We start from the raw sequence: 19,931 nt of genomic DNA, 5'->3' as shown, positions 1-19,931 counted from the left end.
TTTCATCATTTGTTATCTTCAATGGGTCTCGATTTGATTTAAATCATATTATTCATATTGACAATAGGCAGCATCACCGCAATCACAATCACCAGCACAATACTGGCCATCAGCACCAGCATTAAGGGCTCCAGTAGTGCCAGTAAGGTCGAAATGAGCGTGGTCACCTCCCGATCCTGCATGGTCGATGCGCGCTCCAGCATCCGGTCGAGTTCACCCGATGCTTCACCACTTTTAATCATTTGTACCATCATCGGCGGGAAATAACCACTGCGCTCCAGCTGGGTGCCCAAGTTCCCCCCTTCGGTGACTTTCTCGGCCGCCAGATTGACCGAATCGCGGATCACCCAGTTACTGCTGACCGCAGCGCCAATTTTTAAGGCATCAACCAATGGCACACCGGACTGGGTCAGAATCGACAGGGTGCTGGCAAAACGTGCTGCATTTATACCACGTGACAGTTTACCAAATAGTGGCAGTTTGAGGGTTAAACGATCAAATGCATAATGGCCGGCCGAGGTTTTTAAAAAGCGAACCAACAGGAAGATGCCCAGAATCGTCCCGACCAGCAAAAAGGGCCAGGCCAGACGGATAAAATCACTGGCTTGCATTAACGCCACGGTAATCCACGGCAAGGCGCCTTTGTCCTGATCAAAGGTTTTGACAATATCCGGCACCACATAGGTCATCAGCCCCATCACAATCGCGAAGGACATCAGCATTAAAATAATTGGATAAATCATCGCGCCCTGCACTTTTTTCTGCATGGCAAAGCGGTTTTCGGTGTAGTCCGACAGCTGGTCCAAAATTAAATCCAGATGTCCAGAACGTTCCCCGGCGGCAATGGTGGCAATATATAAATCCGGAAAATGCCCCGACTGCTGTAAGGCATTGGCCAGTGAATATCCTTCTAAAACCTTGGAGCGTACCGACAGCAATAAATTCTGCACATGGACTTTTTCACTTTGCTTGGCCACGGCGCGCAAGGCTTCTTCCAGCGGAATGGCTGCGGCCACCAGTACCGACAGCTGCCGGGTCATTAAGGCCAGATCATAAGCGGTCATTTTTTTCTGGAACCAGCGCTGGGCCTGATGCTTCTGTTTTTGTTCTACCGGATCAACGCTAATCGGGATAAGGGCCTTGTCACGCAATTGCTGACGAATCTGCCGTGCAGAATCCCCTTCTAAAACCCCTTTTTGCTGCTTTCCTGATGCATCAAGGGCTGTAAACTGATATGCAGGCATTGTAATGCTCTAATTTTCCAAAAAATTATTCAACGCAGTTGCGTCTCACCACCAAAATCATTCATATTCTGAGATATAAATTATTTGCTCACTCTATCATAACTCCAGATCGAGCACGACGACATTTTCATCAGGAAGCAGACCCGCTGTTATGCCAAATTCGCCCGTTCATCCCGCCCCCATCTACCGTGTTCGTGTAGCTGTTCCGGTCTATCTGTATGACGGGTTTGACTATATGCTCAGTGCGGCTGAATATCAGCAGGCTGCCGTTGGCGCGCGGGTGCTGGTGTCCTTTGGCCGGCAGAATCTGGTGGGCATCATTATTGAAAAACTCCCGCCCGATCATCCGCTTGACCCCAAGATTAAACTGAAAGCCATTAGCGAGCTGCTCGACCAGCAGCCGATTCTAGATCAGAAAGTTTTAACTTTGTTGACATGGTCGGCGCAGTATTATCAGTTTCCGATTGGCGAAGTGATGCATAGCGCCCTGCCCAGCCTGTTACGTCAGGGACGCCCGTATAATTTACTGGCACGAATGTGGAAACTACTGGATGATCAGGCCGAAGCCAAACTGAAGCGCTCCGAGAAGCAGCAGGAGGCCTATAAAGTCCTGAAGCTGCATCCGAGCGGGACTTCAGAAAATATCCTGAATCTGGCCGGTATTGAAACTGCAACCTTAAAAGCGCTGGAAAAAAAGCAGATTTGCTATTGCGATCTGGAGCAGCAGGATTTTAGCCCGGTGCCAATGACGCTGGCGCAAATGCCGTTAACCCCGAACAGTGACCAGAAACGGGCCATTGAAACCGTACTGAAAGCGCAGCATCGTTATCAGGCCTTTTTACTCGATGGTCTGACCGGTAGTGGTAAAACCGAAGTCTATCTGCAGATCATGCAGGAAGTGCTAAAACAGGGAAAACAGGTATTGGTGCTGGTGCCAGAAATTGGCCTGACCCCTCAAACCATTAGCCGCTTCCAGTCTCGTTTTCACTGTCATATTGCGCTGCTGCATTCCGGTTTAAATGACAGCAAACGTCTGCAGGCCTGGCAGGCCGCCCAGACTGGCAAGGCTTCGATTATTCTTGGTACACGCTCGGCAATTTATACCCCGCTGCCCAATCTGGGGCTGATTATTCTGGATGAAGAACACGACCTGTCATTTAAACAGCAGGAAGGCTTTCGTTACCATGCCCGCGATGTGGCCTTATACCGTGCTCATTTAGAACACTGCCCGGTGATTCTCGGTTCGGCCACGCCCAGCATTGACAGCTATGCCTTAACGGAACAGGGTAAAATGATCCGTCTGGAACTGAACCAGCGTGCCGGCCCGGCACTGATGCCGAAAATTCACATCATTGATTTAAAAGTTGCGCAAAAGCAGCAAGGTCTAAGCCTGCTGCTGATTCAGGAAATCAAAAAACGCCTGCAGAAAAAAGAACAGGTGCTGATTTTCTTAAACCGCCGTGGTTATGCACCGGTGCTGGTCTGTGACAGCTGCGGCTGGCAGGCACAATGCCCACACTGTGATGCCAACTTTACCCTGCATCATAGTCCATATACCCATCTGCATTGTCATCATTGTGGCACCATTCAACGCAAGCCGGAGCAATGCCCGCAGTGCCAGCATAATGAACTGAAAACCCTGGGCATGGGCACAGCCAAGGTTGAAGAAAACCTGCAACAGCTGTTCCCAGATTACGATGTGGTGCGGGTGGACCGCGATTCCACCAGCCGCGTCGGCAGCTGGCAAAAAATTTATGACCGCATTCAAACCAGCCAGCCGCTGATTCTGCTCGGCACCCAAATGCTGGCCAAAGGCCACCATTTTCCTTATGTGACTCTAGTGGCGATTTTGGATATTGATGCCGGCCTGTTAAGTGTTGATATCCGGGCGCCAGAGCGGACTGCGCAGCTGATTGTGCAGGTGGCCGGTCGTGCCGGCCGCGGTGAACATAAAGGCGATGTCTATTTACAGACCCTGCGTCCTGATCATCCGCTGCTGAGCACCCTGGTCGAGCAGGATTATCGTGCCTTTGCCCGGCAAACCTTAAAAGAACGTCAGGCCGCCCTGCTGCCCCCGTTTCGCTATACCGCCCTGATTCGCTGCGAATCCAAAAGTCAGGAGCAGAACCAGCAGTTTTTACAGCAACATGCCCAGTGGCTGCGAGAAAATTCTGAACAGTTAATTGATATCTGGGGACCGATTCCGGCGCCAATGGAACGCAAGGCCGGCCGCTATCAGGCGCATCTGGTGCTGTTGTCGCAAGATCGCGCCCGTTTACATTTTTATCTACGTGCATGGTGGCAAAATATGTTGCATCACAAGCCATCAAATATGAAACTTAGCTTAGATATAGACCCTCAGGAATTCAGTTAACCACTGACTTTGGCTGCAGCCTGAGGGCACCATAACTCCTAGGATTGTCGATGTCGTTACTGCTGCAAATCACCCTGTTTCTGGGTGCCTCTTTATTACTGGTTCCGCTGCTCAAGCGTTTTGGGATTGCCACCGTACTCGGCTATCTGTTTACCGGTATTTTATTGGGCCCGAGTGTGTTCAATATCGCCAGCGACCCGGAAGCCATTCAGGAACTGGCTGAATTTGGCGTCATTTTACTGATGTTCATTATTGGTCTGGAACTCAGACCCCAGCGGCTCTGGCAAATGCGTCAGTCGATTTTTGTCATGGGCAGCGCGCAGGTGGCCGTCACTGGCCTGTTACTGGCGATTCTGGTGTTTTTCAGTTTGCAGCAGCAGATTGCCGCCAGCCTGATTATTGGTTTTGCCCTGGCCCTGTCCTCAACCGCCTTTGTGCTGCAACTCTTGAATGAAAAACAGCAACTGAACAGCAGTTATGGCCAGCAGTCTTTTTCAATTCTGCTATTTCAGGATATCGCCGCCATTCCATTAATTGCAATTATTCCCTTGCTGGCCGGTACTGAATCGACTCATCATGGGCTGGCCTATTTCGCCGCGATTTTAGCCACCTTTAGCGGGCTGTTTTTATTTAGCCGTTATCTCATGCGCCCGTTTTTCCGTTTTGTTGCCAAAACCGGCGCGCATGAGCTGATTACCGCGGTCGGCCTGTTTATTGTGCTGGCCGTGGTCTGCCTGATGGATGTCTTGGGGATTAGCACCACGCTTGGCGCCTTCCTGACCGGGGTGCTACTGGCCGATTCCGAATTCCGACATGAACTGGAAGCCAGTATTGCACCGTTTAAAGGACTATTGCTCGGCCTGTTTTTCATGACCGTGGGGATGACCACTCAGATGTCCCTGCTGATCGACAGTCCACTGTTCATTCTCGGCGGCGCCTTAATACTGCTGTTGGTGAAATTTATTTCCCTGACCGCAATTGCCCGGTATTTTAAATATTCCTGGCAAAACAGTTTGCTACTGGCCACCTGTCTGGCGCAAGGCGGTGAATTTGCCTTTGTGGTGTTACAGGTTGCCTTAACAGAAAAAGTGGTGGCACAGGCCATTTTAGAGCCGATTACCCTGATGGTGACCCTGTCGATGGTGCTAACCCCGGTGCTGTACTGGTTCATGACCAGCCAGGTGATTCCGCGTCTGAATCAGGACAAGACGCCGGAATATGACCAGATTCCCGATGCGCATCCAGCGCTGATTATTGCCGGTTTTGGCCGGGTTGGGCAGATTATTGCACGGGTGGCCTATTTGCAGCACCTACCCTATACCGCCATTGACAGCAACCTGGATAAAGTTGATTTTGTGCGCAATTATGGCGGTAAAGTCTATTATGGCGATGCCACCCAGCCCGATATTTTACGTGCTGCGGGGATTGAACATGCCAAGACCTTTATTCTGGCCATTGATGATATTGAAGACTCGATGAATGTGGCCCGGCATATCCGCCTGAATTATCCGCAGCTCAAACTGCTGGTGCGTGCCCGTGACCGCCATCATGTGCATTTATTGCGGGATTTAGGCGTTGAACACATCTGGCGTGAAACCTATTTATCTTCTTTAGGCATGGCCTATTGCGCGCTACGCGACCAGGGTATTGCTGAAGAAGATGCTTACAAGAGTATCGAATTGTTTCGCAGTTATGATGAAAAATTACTGGCCCAGCAGCAGAATATTTATACCGATGAGCAAAAAATCTATGAAACTCATCGCAATGCACTGGCCGAGCTGGAGCACCTGTTCGAGAATGATGCTCAGGTCCGGGAAAGCCCGACCGGTGTAGATTTAAAGCGTTCACTACAAAACCATCATATTGATGTAACACGTAATGAATCAAACTGACTTGTGATTTACAATATCATCACCATTAATGCAGGGTTATGGAGAATTTTATGTCTGATTTACGCCAACGCTTTTTTATTGAAGATAGCCCTGTCCGCGGTGAGATTGTTCATCTTGAAGAAGCCCTGCAAACCATTTTGGCCCAACGTGACTATGCGCCTGCCATCCAGGTCCTTTTGGGAGAAATGCTCAGTGCCACCGCTTTGCTGGCCAGTACCTTAAAAATTAAAGGTCGGATTAGCCTGCAAATTCAGGCCAGCGGCACCTTTAAATGGGCAATGGCCGAATGTAATCATCTGGGTGAAATTCGTGCTTTGGCAGATTATGAACCAGATCCACATTTCCAGCAGGCTGAAGACAGCAGCACGGTACTCAAAACCCTGGTCAATCCGGTGCTGTTTATTAATATTGAACCGGAATTTGGTGAGCGTTATCAGGGTATTGTGCCTTTAGACAAGCCAAATCTGGCCGGCTGCCTGATGCAATACTATGATTTATCTGCACAAATTCCCACCCGTATTGTACTGGCCAGCAACGACCAGCGTTCTGGCGGCTTGCTGATTCAGCTGTTACCGCGAAATAGCGAAGAAGAACAGCAACGTGTAGATGAAGATTTATGGCCACGTCTGACCATGCTGACCGAAACCCTGAAAACCAGCGAACTGACCGATCTGGAAGTTCAGGAAGTATTGTACCGTCTGTACAACGAAGAAGAAGTACGGCTGCCAGAAGTTGAACATCTTAAATTTGGCTGTACCTGTTCCAAAGAACGCTGTGCTACGGCACTGACCCAGATTGGGGCCAATGCAGTACGCGAAACCTTGGAACATCAAAACCCGATTGTGATGGATTGCCAGTTCTGTAATGCACGTTATCAGTTTACTGCAGAAGAAGCACTTGGCCTGTTTGGTGAACACCTAAGCTAGGCCGCAAGATTCAAGATTACCAAGAGATCAAACCGGAGAACGGTTTGGTCTCTTTTTTTATGTTCAGTTTCATACGTTTATTCAAGCTTTTTGCGCTGTAGATATAGCTTCAAATAGCGCACGCTTTTTACTGAACTCAGCATCAATCTCGCTCAAGCTGTTACTCATCTTTTTTAAGCGACTGGGTTACACAAACCGTACCGCTTTATTCATCTAGCGCAAGCACACATTCTTTGTATAACCTGACTGATGAATTCAAGCGTGTGCAATAGTTGCAACTATTTAGTGGTTTCTCATCTTATTGTGATCTCTTTCACTTATTATTTCATTGATTTAACAGTATTTTCTTCTATAAAATTAGGCACTTTACTCTAATTTTAATAACGCGCATGGCGTTGGGGATAATAATCATGAAAAAGGGGTTTACAGGGATTGTTGCTGGATTGCTTTTGGCAACAGTTTCAGGCGTATCTTTCGCAGAGAATGATCCATTGGTGGGGAAATGGAAAACAATTGATGACCGTACCAGTTATTCCCGTGCCGATGTCGAAATCCGTAAAAAGCCAGATGGCACCTATGAAGGTATTATTGTTGAAACCCGCAACATTCCGGGCGCAGAAAAAATGAATATTTGCCACCAATGTCCGGGTCAACTTAAAAACAAACCGTTTATCGGCTTGCCATTTATCTGGGGCTTTAAGCAGGATCCAAAAAACCCGTTACAGTTTGTGCAAGGCAGTGTACTCGACCCGATTGGCGGCAAAGTCTATAAAGGCAAGGCACGCCTAAGTGCCAACGGTAAACGCCTGACCTTACGCGGCTATGTCGGTGTTTCCGTGATTGGTCGTAGCGTGACCTGGATTAAATACTGATTCTTCAACAGGTTTACAAGAGGCTTCTACGGAAGCCTTCATTTTATCTTAATGATATGGACATAATTTGAAACAATATAGTTGCTCTACCCTCTGTCCGTCCCTCTCGAAAGCCTGAATAATGAATAAAATTTAAACAGTTTATTTAAACTGGAGATTAGCCAAAAGTAGGCCTGCTGAGCGTCCTTGGTGCCAGCAAAATGGCGAAAAAGCAAGCAAGGCTACGTTTCAAGCACAAAGGAATACCAAACAAAACAGCCAAATGCTGAAATATGGTTTTAAATAAAATTAATCCTTCAGATAAAACAACAAGAGCGCAGCGCATAGACCCGAAATTACGTTAGAACAACCCATGCATCTGCTCTTCCTTGTTTTAACAAGTTCAAGCTAAAAGGAGTAAGCCATGACCACGATCCAATATCGCGAAAACTCCCAGTCTGGTCGCCCACAAGCTGAAATTATAGATGAGCGCGTATCTTTTGATTTAGAGCATTTTGCTGAAGCTTGTGGTCAAAGCCCGGAATGGGTATTACAGCTTTTAGAATATGACATTCTCCCTTCACGTCCGGAAGAACGGATTCACCAGTTTTTTGGGGAAGATGTCTCTCGTGCCCGCCAGGCCTATCGCCTGCAACGTGATTTTAATGCCAGCTTTTCTGCCGTCGCCATGATGCTCGACCTGATTGATGAGCTGCAAAATTTGCGCAAAGAAGTCAAACATCTGCATTTAAGACAAAGCTAGGCACCACGCCATTTACTCTCTACAGGGAAATCTGCGTATTTCCCTCTCTTTATTTTTGGGAAAATAGACGGTCGCAATGAAAACAAAAGAATGCAACAAAAAGGTCAAACTCATGTTCCCGGAGTTTCGGGAATTAATGCAACAACTGCGCGAAGACAACCCACATTTTGCGCGCCTGTTTGAAGATCATGAACATCTGGACCGGAAAATCAGCCAGCTCGAGCTTGATCCGGTTCATCAGATTAATGATGATATCGAGGCGCTGAAACGCAAAAAATTAAAACTGAAAGATCAGATTTATCAGCTTTTGCAGCAGGCCCAGCAAAATCCTTCATCTTCACCTTAACCGGTTTTTATTGCAGTGCGATGAAATCTGCACGCTGCCCGAAAGAAAGCAGATGCTTTCTTTCGGGCAGGCAAATGAAGGCTGCATTATTTTGGTTTAAGCTGAGAATCTCGAAGAGCGTTCTGACCTTCCGGCAGTAATGGCTTGCCAGGCACATAATCCAGAAACCAGAACAGGTCCATCCGGGTCCGATCCGGCCGCTGCGAAAGCATGTCCAGTACGCTTTTTTCACCGCGTCCCACCATATGTCGCCGATAAAAATAATACAGCAGCAACAAAGTGGTAATAAGCATGGTGCCAAGCATCACCCAGAAGGCATAGGGTGAATCCAGCCCCGGAATCATCACGAAATTCATGCCATAAATTCCGGTTAACAGGGTTAAGGGTGCAAACACCGCGGTAATAATCGCCAGAATCCGCATATTTTCATTGGTCTGGTTGGCAATAGCAGAAAAATGCAGGTCAATCGCCGCCTGAATGGCACTTCTTAAACGCAAGGTATGTTTCTGGATGCGGGCCACATGGCTGCTTAAGTCATCTACCCGCACCAGCATGATTTCCTGTTTTTCACTGCGTTTCTTACCTTTTAAATGCAGATAGTTTTCGACAATTTCATCGCGCAGTTCCTGCAAGGTATCAATCTGTTCTTCACACAGATTTTCCACATGCTGAAATGCCATATTTTCCTGTAGCAACTGATGCCACTGGTTAAAACGGCGATGGCCCTGCAACAGCTCACGCTGCCAAAACTCGACCCGGCGGGTTAAAGGATGACGCAGGTTTAAATAGTCATCGACCATACTGTTCAGTAAACGTAAGGCCAAATCTAGAGGCGAGGTCGCCAGTTTTTTTGGTTTATTCTGCTCTTCAGCCGGCCGGCTTAAAATGGTATCTAAACGGGCAATATAATTTTCAATGGCTTTATTGCCCTGCTCACTCACCGTAATAAGCACCTGCGGGGTCAGAATAAAACTGACCGGTGTGGTGCTTAAGCCAAACACATGCTCATGCGCTTCGTCATTAAAGTTATGAATCTGGTCATCCGGAGTAATCAGTTTGCGGAAAATCAGCAGGTCATAATCTTCCAGACTGTCGAAATTACAGGGATGTTCCAGATTTAAAATATCTCGCAGATGATATTCATTCAGCCACAGCTGGGTGTGCTGCAGTACCTGTTGCTGCCACTGTTCCGGATGCTGGCGTACATCTTCCCGGGTATAGTCCAGCCAGATAAATTCTGCCTCGGCGGCCGGCCCCCGATGCAGAAATAACTGTTGTGTGGTGTCATGGAGGGAAAAATAATACTGTTGCATCCGCGTGCATCCACATTCCTGTCATTTTATTTTGCGATCATGCCATAAAAAAGCCCGCTTCATAAAGCGGGCTTTTTCAATTCATCAGGGCCTGAAATTAAGCCTGATCAATGTCTTTCATGGTTAACTTGATACGGCCACGGTTGTCGACATCTGCAACCTGGACTTTCACTTCCTGGCCTTCTTTCAGTACGTCAGTCACGTTGGCTACACGCTCATTTGAAATTTGAGAAATGTGCAGCAGACCATCTGTACCCGGCATGATGTTTACGAAGGCACCGAATTCAACAATACGAATTACTTTACCGGCGTAGATTTTGCCTGGTTCAACTTCAGCAGTTAAAGCCTGAATTTTGGCAATAGCCGCTTGTGCAGCTGCTTTGGTTTCACCAAATACGCGAACGGTACCGTTGTCTTCAATATCAATTGCCGCTTTGGTTTCTTCAGTGATTTGACGAATGGTTGCACCGCCTTTACCAATCACGTCACGGATTTTGTCCGGGTTGATGGTAATGACCTGGAAGGTAGGCGCATGCATTGAAATTTCTGGACGTGCACGTGAAATCACTTTGTTCATTTCGTTCAGGATGTGCATACGACCGGTATAAGCCTGGTTCAATGCCACTTCCATGATCTCTTCAGTGATCCCTTCGATTTTGATGTCCATTTGCAGCGCAGTAATACCGTTGGCAGAACCGGCAACTTTAAAGTCCATGTCGCCCAGGTGGTCTTCGTCACCCAGGATGTCAGAAAGCACTGCGAAACGCTCGCCTTCTTTGACCAGACCCATCGCAATACCCGCAACTGGTGCTTTTAGTGGAACACCGGCATCCATCAGTGACAGAGATGCACCACATACAGACGCCATAGAAGATGAACCGTTCGATTCAGTAATGTCCGATACAATACGGATTACGTACGGGAAGCGGTCAGCAGCTGGAAGAACCGCTTGTACACCACGACGTGCCAGACGACCGTGACCGATTTCACGACGTTTAGGACCAGACTCACGACCCGTTTCACCAACCGAGTAAGCCGGGAAGTTGTAGTGCAACATGAAGTTGTCAGTTTTGGTTCCAGCCAGGGTATCAACCATTAATGCATCACGGGTGTTACCAAGAGTCGTTGTTACCAACGCCTGTGTTTCACCACGGGTGAACAGCGCAGAACCGTGAGCACGATCAAGAACGCCCACCTGTACATCTAACGCACGTACAGTTTTGGTGTCACGACCATCAATACGCGGCTTACCAGACAGGATGTTGTCACGTACAGTGCGGTATTTCAGATCTTCAAACAGTTCATTCAGGTCATCTGCGATGCCATCTACATCTTCTTCAGGTACGAACTGCGCAACCGCCTCTGCTTGCAATGCATCCAAAGCAGCATAACGGTCTTGTTTGATTGCAATGGTATAGGCTTCAGAGATTTTCGCTTCAAACGCTTCTTTTAATTTCGCGCGAAGGTCTTCATTTTTCTCTGGTGCAGTCCAGGTTGACTCAGTTGCGCCAGCTGCTGCTGCAAATTCATTAATCGCCTGAATCGCAATTTGCATTTCGTCATGACCGAATAACACTGCGCCCAGCATCTGGTCTTCAGACAGTTCTTTCGCTTCAGATTCAACCATCAGTACTGCAGCTTCTGTACCTGCAACCACGAGGTCAAGGTCAGACTGTGCCAGCTGTTCGTGGTTCGGGTTCAGGATGTATTCACCGTTGATTAAACCCACACGTGCTGCACCAATTGGGCCACGGAACGGTGTACCCGCAATTGCCAGTGCTGCTGAAGTACCTAACATGGCAGCAATATCCGCTTCCATGGTTTTGTCAGAAGAGACAACTGTTGCTGTTACCTGGATTTCGTTGTAATAACCTTCCGGGAACAATGGACGAATTGGACGATCAATAAGACGTGAAATTAAAGTTTCTGCCTCAGACGCACGGCCTTCACGTTTGCCATAACCACCCGGAATACGGCCAGCAGCGTATTGCTTTTCTTGATAGTTTACGGTTAGTGGGAAAAAGTCCTGACCGGCTTTTGCTGTTGGCTGTGCAACTACCGCCACCAGTACCGATACACCACCCATGGTGATTAAAACCGAGTTGGCCTGACGTGCAACACGACCGGTTTCCAGTACCACGTTGTACTGACCATATTGGAATTCTTTACGAATAATATTAAACATTGACATGTATTTTTGTTTCCTGATTTTATTCTAGTGGAGACCCCTAAGGTTTGGCATTCACGACTCAGGTTCAAGTAAATGACAAAGCTTAGAAGCCGACCTCACTAGAAATATAGGTTTTTTAAACACAAAGAAGGAGCGAAACAATCGCCCCTTCTTAATTACCCGGTCAACGCCGGGTACACTTTAGTTTTCAGACATACAGCGCAACGCATGCAATAACCCGAAAATAAAAGTCTAAATCGAATTAACGACGTAAACCTAAAGCACCGATCAACGCAACATAACGACCGTGATCTTTACCGTTTAAGTAGTCTAATAATTTACGACGTTGGTTAACCATACGGATCAGACCGCGACGGCTATGGTGGTCGTGTTTGTGCTCTTTGAAGTGACCTTGTAAGTCATTGATTTGAGCAGTTAAAAGAGCTACTTGAACTTCTGGTGAACCAGTGTCGTTTTCAGCACGAGCAAATTTAGCGATGATCTCTGCGCGATCTGCGTTTGTTAAAGCCATTCGATTTCTCCGAGATGCTTATAAAATACCTTGATAAAAATCAAACCGATGTCAAGCATCTGTCTGACTGCCGTGCATCACTACAGCAAGTGCATTATTTTAAGACAAAACCGCTTAAATTGCAAAACACAACGCGAAAAAGCCATGAATTATCCGATGCGATGTCACATGAATGATGCAGCGTCTACCCGGAGGATTGATTCTATTCTTGACATCCTCACCCACCTGAAAGGAGGGTGATTCCTACTGCTAGACGCTTATGCCCAAGCGCAAGTATGTTCTTGGCGGAGTTTAAATCGCGTTGATTTACACTTCCGCATTCACATTTCCATACTCTTATTCGCAAATCTATCTTTCGGACTACTTGCGGTGATTGCACCGCAGCTCGAACAGGTTTGGGTTGTGAATCTCTCGTTGACTTCCTCAAACATGACCCCTGCGTTCTCGCATTTATACTTGAGCATGGTTTTGAGTGCTAAAAATCCTGTATCTAAAACAGATTTCGCCATTTTAGTTTTTACAAGTTTGTTCGCACTTAGATCACCAACGACAATCAGTGCATTGTCTTTCACCAGCTGGGTGCTAACCTTGTGCAAATGGTCTTTACGACAGTTTGCAATCTTGGCGTGTAATGCACGGACACGCTTTTTATTTCTCGCTCTCTGAGCAATCCCTAATTTCTGTTCATATTGATGGTAGAACTTGGGATTGGAAATGATCGTACCATCTGAACAAGTAGCAATATCTTTTAAGCCTAGATCAATACCCACGGCTTTTGTGGCGGTAGGTTTGTCTTGTTTGGGTGAATCAACCACTAAGCAGACATACCAACGTCCACGACTATCCTCTACAAATGAGCCTGTTTTAATGCTGTATTTCGATAGTCCGTAACTATCCCATAGCTTGAATTGATGCTTGCCATACTGAACGTATCCATCGGCGTATTTAATAGCGACCTTTTTAAAGGGTATCCAACCTAGTGATCTTCTTGCTGATTTCTTATTACTGACACGCCATCTCAATTTTGATTTTTTGAACTGTTTTCTGCGAGTGACCAATTCTTCTGTTACAGCCTGAATGGTTTGGCTATGAAGATTACATTCCTTTGATGCGCCTTTCGTGTATTTAGCAATATCGTATGCTGAAAAGAATTGTTGTTTGCGCTGTAGGTGTTTGAAACACAAATCATTGACATAGTTCCAGACAAAATTAACTTCAGATGCCAATTGGTCTAGCACCTTACAATGTTTGTCTTTTATACGTAATTTAAGTGTTTTCATGGGCTTATATTAGCTCATATTAGGCTTAATATATTGTTTTTTAGCAATTAAACGACATTTCATGTCGTGTCGCTTATATCTCTGACTGAAAGACAGAAGTTTACGCTCCATTTGATAAAACACCGAGTAGAAGCCCAAGACGATCAAACGCAAATAAGCCCAAGTGGAATAAAAATAGCCCGGGAATAAATTCCCGGGCTATTTTTTGCGCTGTAGTTTCTTCTTTTTTCGTTGTTCTAATTTTATTTATTGTGATGTATAGCGAGGCTTTGGCCTTCTTCTAATCAACATTCCCTGTTTTAATTGGCTTTCCTTATGTGATAGATTTTGCCACAAGCCCTTGGGGAAAGAAGCAGATAATTACCTCTCTCCTTGTACGTTTTCGCTTACGTCGATGAATGACGCTTCATTTTTTTGATTTTGAACTGCCAATAAAAAAGCCCTGTAGTCTCTCCCAAAACTACAAGGCTTAGCGGCTGTAAGTTTCCTCTTTTTTTCACCTACTTCAATGTAAGCTCGCTGTCTCTCGACTTTCTTATTCTGGTTTTGCGATTTTCCTCAACTTTCCGTGTTGAGCTTTTGTGTGAAGTCATCTTCTCAAAAACTCAGGCAAAGCTCTATGCGCAAATTTCTCGAATCGTTGTAAGCATTTTCTTACAACGGCCGGGTTTATTTATGCCAACTTTATAATGACAAATGTTCATTTACTTTTTCTAACACACCACTGTTACGGCTGGTTTTCACGGTTAAGGCCTGTACCAGCGCCTGCCGGTCTGCCAGTAAACTCACCACCGATTTGGCCCGGGTAATGGCGGTATAGATCAGTTCCTTGCTCAGCAGATTCTGCGCGGCCTGATCCAGCACCACCGCCACATGCTGAAACTCCGAACCTTGAGATTTATGAATGGTCAGAGCAAATGCGGTTTCAATATTTTTTGGCAAGCGTGTGGCTGGCACCCATTTATCCAGACTCGGGAAATACACTTCAAACTGCCGGTTGCCCTCACGCAGACGTTGCAGACACAGGCCAATATCACCGTTGGACAGGCCGAGCTGATAGTCGTTATAGGTCATCATTACCGGCCGGCCGACATACCAGTCGCCCTGCTTGGCCACGTCCAGAGCCAGTTGCTGCAACAAACGCTGCTCAATCTGCATGTTCAGCTGTTGCAAGCCCAAGCCACCATGCCGAATTGCAGTCAGAATCCGATACTGGTCAAAGGCTTTCACCACCTGCGCCACCACCGAGTCCGGATCATCAGCCTGTAAATACTGTTTTAGGCTGTGCACATAGCCCTGATAGCCCAGCATCAGTTTGTCATAATAGCCCTGCCCGGCTACGGGATCGGGCGCTTCATCGGGTAAATATTCCAGTTGCAGTACATCGGCCATATCCGGCGTTAAAGTTACGGCCTGTAATTCACCCGGCTGTACCAGCTGTGCGGCAAACTGCTGCAAGATTTGCACGGCCGGCTGTTCAGCCGTTTGCTGCTGAATAAAGCGGGCCATTTCACCAATTAAGGCACCGGCTTTAAAACGGCGACTGGTGACCAGATGCACATGATTATCTGCCAGTGCCGGCACCTGCTGTAAATCGGCCAGCACCGAACCAACATCGACCGACGCCAGCTGCTGCGCATCCCCAAGTAAAATCACCCGGGTCTGTTCAGCAATGGCATTGAACAGCATGCTGGCCAGATTCAGGTCCAGCATGGAAGCTTCATCAATCACAATCAGGTCATAAGGCAACGGCTGCCGGGCATGAAAACGTGGCTGCTGCCGGTTGCCAAGGCCCAAAAGCCGGTGGATGGTAATCGGGGTCAGGCGTTTGAGATCGTCACTGACCAGATTGGCAATTTTCGGATCATCAAAGGAATTCTGTAGCGCTTCTTTCATACGCTGCGCGGCTTTTCCGGTCGGGGCCGCCATGGCAATCCGGATCTCCGGCAAGGCTTGGTTCAGCACGGCAATAATCCGCGCCAAAGTATAGGTTTTACCGGTGCCCGGGCCACCCGTAATCAGGTTAAAGGCGGTCGTCGCGGTCATTTTTAAGGCCTGCTGCTGGTGCTGGTCTTCCAGTAAATGCAGATAGTCCGACACATCTACCGCCGTAACAACTTGCTGTTTTAAGCGTGCCACCTGCTGTGCCAGCGCCGACTCCAGCGCCCAATATCGGTACAGGTATAAATGCTGCTGGTCATAAATAAACGGCGCCACCGAACCCGGTTCAGAACCGGAGCCGACCAGATTGGCCAACGCTGCCACCTGTTCGGCAGAGGCGGCTATACAGCTGTCACCATTGAGAGTAGCCTCCAGCAACTGCGCGATGATTTTAGCGGAATCTTCTCGCTTTTCCGCCTGAAAAAAAGGCGCCTGTAAAAGATAGTTACTCCAAAGCGCAAACCATGCCGGGGTTTGGGTTTCAGGCGTTGCTGCTAAAACTGTCCGCTGGTTGTCCACACTATTATCCTCAAAGTTATCCACATGCTAAATCATTCTTTCTTTAAATGTTATTAAATGATTTAGGCAATTTTCCCCAGTTGATCGACAGTTGGATTCCCCAACAGTGCATCCAGTCGCAAAATAAACTCGACCGGCGGTTTCCAATGGTACACGCCCTGCCCGGCCTGACCATTCATGCCGCGCAAATACAAATAGCTGGCCCCACCTAAATGTTGATAAATATCGTAATTTTCCAGATGGACTTTCAGGTAGCGATGCAGGGCCACCAGATACAGACCGGCCTGCAGCCAGTAACTGGACTGTGACATGCTGGCCTGCACCGAGGCCGCCTGATAATGCGACTGATCGGCGCCTAAAAAGTTACTTTTATAATCGGCAATATGGTAACGGTGGCCATCAAAATACACCAGGTCAATCGAACCGGTTAAATAGCGCGCCGAATTGGCATCATGAAAATCCAGCATCTGAATGCCATATTCATCAAACAGCTGATGAATCCGCTTGATCGCCAAGACCTGATCGGACAAGGACAGATAAAACGGAAATTCTGCCAGATGCTGCTCGGGCGCCAGCTGTTTTAACTGAAAGCCCGGATGCAGCGGTGTACTCAGCACATCCAGCAGCCATGCCGACAGCCAGCTCAGCAAGATTTCCTCCGTATGTTCCGGATATTCCTGACTAAACTTGTCCTGCAGCTCCTGCCACAAAGAAGGATAATCATTTTTAAAACGGCGCTGGATTTCCAGCGGCCAGTCCTGCTGATCCTGAAAATCAATGTGTTCAAAAATCTCATGCAGGAAATTACCGGCCAGCGTACCCATCGGGAACTGGCGTTTAATCCAGGCAATCGGCTGATTCAGGATGTCGACATCAGCCACCGCTACTGGCTGATGCAGTTCATCAGAGGCACTGCTGTGCTGCTCAATATGAGCCGCCAGCGCATCAATCGCCTGTTTACGGCTTAAATGCTGGGCCAGAGCACTGAAACTGGTTTTACTGCGCGGATAGAAACGCTGCTGCGGGAAAGTCTTTGCCGTTAATGGTAGCGTCTGCTCATGCTGCTGCAGCTTCAGCTTTGGCGGCTTTTCAGTCAGCAATGCTTCATCGCCACAATGCGGATGCTGGAAAACGTCACTGCCCTGACCGCGCCAGAAAGCCAGACCGGAACAGGATTTGCCGCTCTGATCCTGCAAAATGGCATAGACCCGATGGCTGGCCCGGGTCAGTGCCACATACCACAAACGGCGCTGCTCGGCTTCGGCCCGAAGCTGATGCTGCTGTTGATCCTCTGCACTGAGCAAGGCTGCTGCATTTACCGCAATCAGACGCTGCTGCTCGGTTTGACCGGTCAGCGCATTGACCGCCTGAATGGTCGAGAAATTCAGGGTTTTGTTGACCTCGCGAAAGTCCTTATCAGCCCCCAGCAAAAACACCACTTTAAATTCCAGCCCTTTGGACTGGTGGATGGTCATCAACTGTACCCCGGCGGCATTGGACAGTTTTCGCTCCAGTTCCCACTCGCGTTCACTTGGCGCCTGCAACTGTTTTAAATACCACTGATACAGGGTTTGTGCACCCTGATAATGTTCGCTGTGCTGGCTAAGCAGTTCGCTTAAATGGCGCAGATTGACCACCACCCGTTCATTGTCACGGCTGTGATGGGCGACCAGATTCTCCCAGACCTGAAACAGGTTCAGGGCATATTGCCAGGCACTTAAAAAGCCTTTTTCAAACCAGATGCTGCGGATGCAGTCAAAATCATCCATAAACTGGCTCAAGCCGGCCGGATGGGCTTCCAGTTCCAGTAAGCGCTGTAAATTAAAATTCAGCAGGCGGCTTAACAAGGCTCTTTTGACTTTGGCTTCATCATAAGGATGCATAATTGCGGTCAGCACCGCCCCCACATCTTTGGCGATCTGGCTGTCAAACACACTGCGTTTGGATGGACGGTTCACCCGAATCCCGAGCCGCTCCAGCTCGTACTGCACCTTGTCCAGCCCGTCATGGTTTTTGGACAGCACCGCAATATCATCTTCAATTAGCGGGCTGCGCTCCTGACCATTGTGCAGATAGATTTGCTGCTGCGCCGCCTGATTTAAAAGCTCCCGGATTTTCCAGGCCACCTGCAATGCTTCATTATTTTTGTCTTCTAGCATTAACCAGCGCAAGGGCTGCCGGTTCTCCCCTTGCCCGTCAATTAAGGCCGGATGGGGACGAGGTCCGGCTTCTACCAGGCTATATTGCACCTCTTCACCAAAATCTATTTGGCGCTGGAACAAGGCGTCCACCACTTCCACCAGAGCCGGAATAGAACGATGATTGTATTTCAGGCTATACAGACGTCCCTGTTTGGCCTGCACATCGGCCCGGGCCTTGTTATAGGTCAGCATATCACCGCCGCGGAAACCGTAAATGGCCTGTTTTGGATCACCCACCATAATCATGCAGCCCTGCTGATAATAGCGGGCATGACGCCAGATACTGGCCAGCATACTGTCCTGATCCTGGTTTGTATCCTGAAATTCATCGACCAGAATCAGCGGATATTTACTGTGCACAAACTGGGCAAAACGCAGTCCCTGCTCGCCCTGCAAGGCTTCCGACAGGCTGCGGATCTGCTGGGCAAAGGTGGTTTCACCTTTTTGCTGCAACACCTGTGGCAGGCGTTTTTTCACTTCGCGGCTTAAATAGTATTTGAGATAGGCATCCAGCAGCTCTAAATCCAGTTGCAGCTGCTGCAACTGCTGGCAGAAGGCTTTTAGCCGTTGAATCACCGCATGCTGTTCAAACTGCGTCAGCACCTCGTCCGGACATTTGTTCAGCACTTTTTTGGTGGATAAATCGGTACACAGCTTTAAGGTTTTTTCAAAATGTGGTGCAAACAAGGCATAGCCACGTTGCTGGGACAACGCCTTTAGTAATGCCGGCAAAGCCTCGCATAAGGTGTGTTGCATCAGCTGATTGGTGCGCCACTTTTTCCCAACCAATGCAGCGTACTGGCCCTGCTCCAGATAATAGTCGCTTAGGCTGTCGACATCAGCCAGATCCAGCTGCAACAACTCATCAATGGCTGCTTCAAACTGGTTTAAATCCAGTTCGGGCGCCGGTACTTCACGAAACTGGGCCGAGGCAAAATTCAGGGTATTTTCAACAATACCCACATAGGCGTCGACATGCTTGAGTTTCTTTTGCAACAGCAGATAATTCACCACCTGCTGTGGCTGGGCCTGCAGCCATTGCCGCAGCACATCATGAATCAGCTGATGCACATAACTTTTGGCATCATCAGTAATATCGGCGCGTTCAATCTTGCCACATTCAAAACTGAATTCTCGCAACAACTTCTGGCTAAAACTGTCTAAGGTACCCACAAACAGTTCATCCAGCTGGTCAATCACCAGCTTGAGCCGGTCACGGGCAAAGTCCGGTTTGGCAGCATAATCCGCCAGCACTTTTTGCAATAGCGGATCGGACTCAGTCTGGGCCTTGGCTTGCAGTTCGGCTTCAGTATAGGACTGGCACTGTTCAAAATAACGTAGGGTTTCAACCAGACGTGCACGAATCCGGCTTTTCAGCTCGGCCGCGGCGGCACGGGTAAAGGTGGTCGCCACCACCTGATGGGGTAAATAGGCTTCCAGAAAAATCCGCACAATCAGGCTGGATAAGGTATAGGTCTTGCCGGTGCCAGCCGAAGCTTCAATCCAGTGCAGCCCCTTGAACTGCATGTCGGTAATGGGCTGGAAAGATAGTGGCGAAGAATGTGGAGTAGCGGCCATC

Annotated in this window: 12 protein-coding genes and 1 pseudogene; 6 read left to right on the top strand and 7 right to left on the bottom strand. The window is 48.1% G+C overall.

The annotated features are described in order from the left end of the window. Window positions 1-38: 38 nt before the first annotated feature. Complete coding sequence (gene gspF, locus FTU67_RS07465; protein ID WP_005181870.1) at window positions 39-1,244, bottom strand: type II secretion system inner membrane protein GspF; 1,206 nt, start codon at window positions 1,242-1,244, stop codon at window positions 39-41. Window positions 1,245-1,395: 151 nt separating this feature from the next. Here gspF and FTU67_RS07460 point away from each other — a divergent pair, with 151 nt between their 5' ends. The 6 genes from FTU67_RS07460 (at window position 1,396) to FTU67_RS07435 (ending at window position 8,396) form a co-directional block, all read left to right on the top strand. Continuing rightward, window positions 1,396-3,618: a primosomal protein N' gene (locus FTU67_RS07460; protein WP_005181868.1), complete on the top strand. Its 2,223-nt coding sequence runs from the start codon at window positions 1,396-1,398 to the stop codon at window positions 3,616-3,618. Between the two features lie 50 nt (window positions 3,619-3,668). Then, window positions 3,669-5,510: a monovalent cation:proton antiporter-2 (CPA2) family protein gene (locus FTU67_RS07455; RefSeq protein ID WP_180006875.1), complete on the top strand. Its 1,842-nt coding sequence runs from the start codon at window positions 3,669-3,671 to the stop codon at window positions 5,508-5,510. Between the two features lie 50 nt (window positions 5,511-5,560). Next, window positions 5,561-6,436, top strand: coding sequence for an Hsp33 family molecular chaperone HslO (locus FTU67_RS07450; protein WP_005181862.1), 876 nt, complete (start codon window positions 5,561-5,563; stop codon window positions 6,434-6,436). A gap of 410 nt (window positions 6,437-6,846) precedes the next feature. Next, window positions 6,847-7,308, top strand: a complete 462-nt coding sequence (locus tag FTU67_RS07445; RefSeq protein WP_005181860.1) for a DUF2147 domain-containing protein — start codon at window positions 6,847-6,849, stop codon at window positions 7,306-7,308. 403 nt (window positions 7,309-7,711) lie between these two features. Further along, window positions 7,712-8,050 carry a chaperone modulator CbpM gene (locus FTU67_RS07440; RefSeq protein ID WP_005181858.1) on the top strand — a complete coding sequence of 113 codons (339 nt, stop codon included), beginning with the start codon at window positions 7,712-7,714 and terminating at the stop codon, window positions 8,048-8,050. Between the two features lie 76 nt (window positions 8,051-8,126). Beyond that, entirely contained in the window at window positions 8,127-8,396 is a 270-nt protein-coding gene (locus FTU67_RS07435; RefSeq protein WP_034598128.1) for a YdcH family protein, read from the top strand. A gap of 86 nt (window positions 8,397-8,482) precedes the next feature. Here the strand turns inward: FTU67_RS07435 and FTU67_RS07430 are convergent, their stop codons facing one another. The 6 genes and pseudogenes from FTU67_RS07430 to FTU67_RS07405 all read right to left on the bottom strand — a co-directional run bounded on the left by FTU67_RS07430 (window position 8,483) and on the right by FTU67_RS07405 (window position 19,930). Next, on the bottom strand, window positions 8,483-9,709 hold the full coding sequence (locus FTU67_RS07430; RefSeq protein WP_168369775.1) for a magnesium transporter CorA family protein: 1,227 nt from the start codon (window positions 9,707-9,709) through the stop codon (window positions 8,483-8,485). Between the two features lie 97 nt (window positions 9,710-9,806). Continuing rightward, window positions 9,807-11,894 (bottom strand): polyribonucleotide nucleotidyltransferase, encoded by a 2,088-nt coding sequence (pnp, locus tag FTU67_RS07425; protein WP_171065134.1) that lies wholly within the window; start codon window positions 11,892-11,894, stop codon window positions 9,807-9,809. A 247-nt stretch (window positions 11,895-12,141) separates the two neighbouring features. Beyond that, window positions 12,142-12,411, bottom strand: a complete 270-nt coding sequence (rpsO, locus tag FTU67_RS07420) for a 30S ribosomal protein S15 (protein ID WP_004637724.1) — start codon at window positions 12,409-12,411, stop codon at window positions 12,142-12,144. Window positions 12,412-12,628: 217 nt separating this feature from the next. Continuing rightward, a pseudogene (locus FTU67_RS07415) lies at window positions 12,629-13,691 on the bottom strand (RNA-guided endonuclease InsQ/TnpB family protein). Between the two features lie 684 nt (window positions 13,692-14,375). Continuing rightward, complete coding sequence (gene recD / locus FTU67_RS07410) at window positions 14,376-16,151, bottom strand: exodeoxyribonuclease V subunit alpha (protein ID WP_180061612.1); 1,776 nt, start codon at window positions 16,149-16,151, stop codon at window positions 14,376-14,378. A gap of 62 nt (window positions 16,152-16,213) precedes the next feature. Next, window positions 16,214-19,930: a UvrD-helicase domain-containing protein gene (locus FTU67_RS07405; RefSeq protein WP_180061611.1), complete on the bottom strand. Its 3,717-nt coding sequence runs from the start codon at window positions 19,928-19,930 to the stop codon at window positions 16,214-16,216. Window position 19,931: the final 1 nt, after the last annotated feature.

Origin of the sequence: Acinetobacter sp. YH12132, from assembly GCF_013418645.1 — a bacterium.
GTDB lineage: Bacteria > Pseudomonadota > Gammaproteobacteria > Pseudomonadales > Moraxellaceae > Acinetobacter > Acinetobacter indicus.
The sequence above is the reverse complement of the archived record's forward strand: the minus strand, read 5'-3'. Positions and strand labels throughout refer to the sequence as shown.

Excerpts from the sequence above, each read along its gene's own strand:
- gspF (WP_005181870.1), bottom strand. The coding sequence starts at position 1,244 with ATGCCTGCATATCAGTTTACAGCCCTTGATGCATCAGGAAAGCAGCAA.
- FTU67_RS07460 (WP_005181868.1), top strand. The coding sequence starts at position 1,396 with ATGCCAAATTCGCCCGTTCATCCCGCCCCCATCTACCGTGTTCGTGTA.
- FTU67_RS07455 (WP_180006875.1), top strand. The coding sequence starts at position 3,669 with ATGTCGTTACTGCTGCAAATCACCCTGTTTCTGGGTGCCTCTTTATTA.
- FTU67_RS07450 (WP_005181862.1), top strand. The coding sequence starts at position 5,561 with ATGTCTGATTTACGCCAACGCTTTTTTATTGAAGATAGCCCTGTCCGC.
- FTU67_RS07445 (WP_005181860.1), top strand. The coding sequence starts at position 6,847 with ATGAAAAAGGGGTTTACAGGGATTGTTGCTGGATTGCTTTTGGCAACA.
- FTU67_RS07440 (WP_005181858.1), top strand. The coding sequence starts at position 7,712 with ATGACCACGATCCAATATCGCGAAAACTCCCAGTCTGGTCGCCCACAA.
- FTU67_RS07435 (WP_034598128.1), top strand. The coding sequence starts at position 8,127 with ATGAAAACAAAAGAATGCAACAAAAAGGTCAAACTCATGTTCCCGGAG.
- FTU67_RS07430 (WP_168369775.1), bottom strand. The coding sequence starts at position 9,709 with ATGCAACAGTATTATTTTTCCCTCCATGACACCACACAACAGTTATTT.
- pnp (WP_171065134.1), bottom strand. The coding sequence starts at position 11,894 with ATGTTTAATATTATTCGTAAAGAATTCCAATATGGTCAGTACAACGTG.
- rpsO (WP_004637724.1), bottom strand. The coding sequence starts at position 12,411 with ATGGCTTTAACAAACGCAGATCGCGCAGAGATCATCGCTAAATTTGCT.
- FTU67_RS07405 (WP_180061611.1), bottom strand. The coding sequence starts at position 19,930 with ATGGCCGCTACTCCACATTCTTCGCCACTATCTTTCCAGCCCATTACC.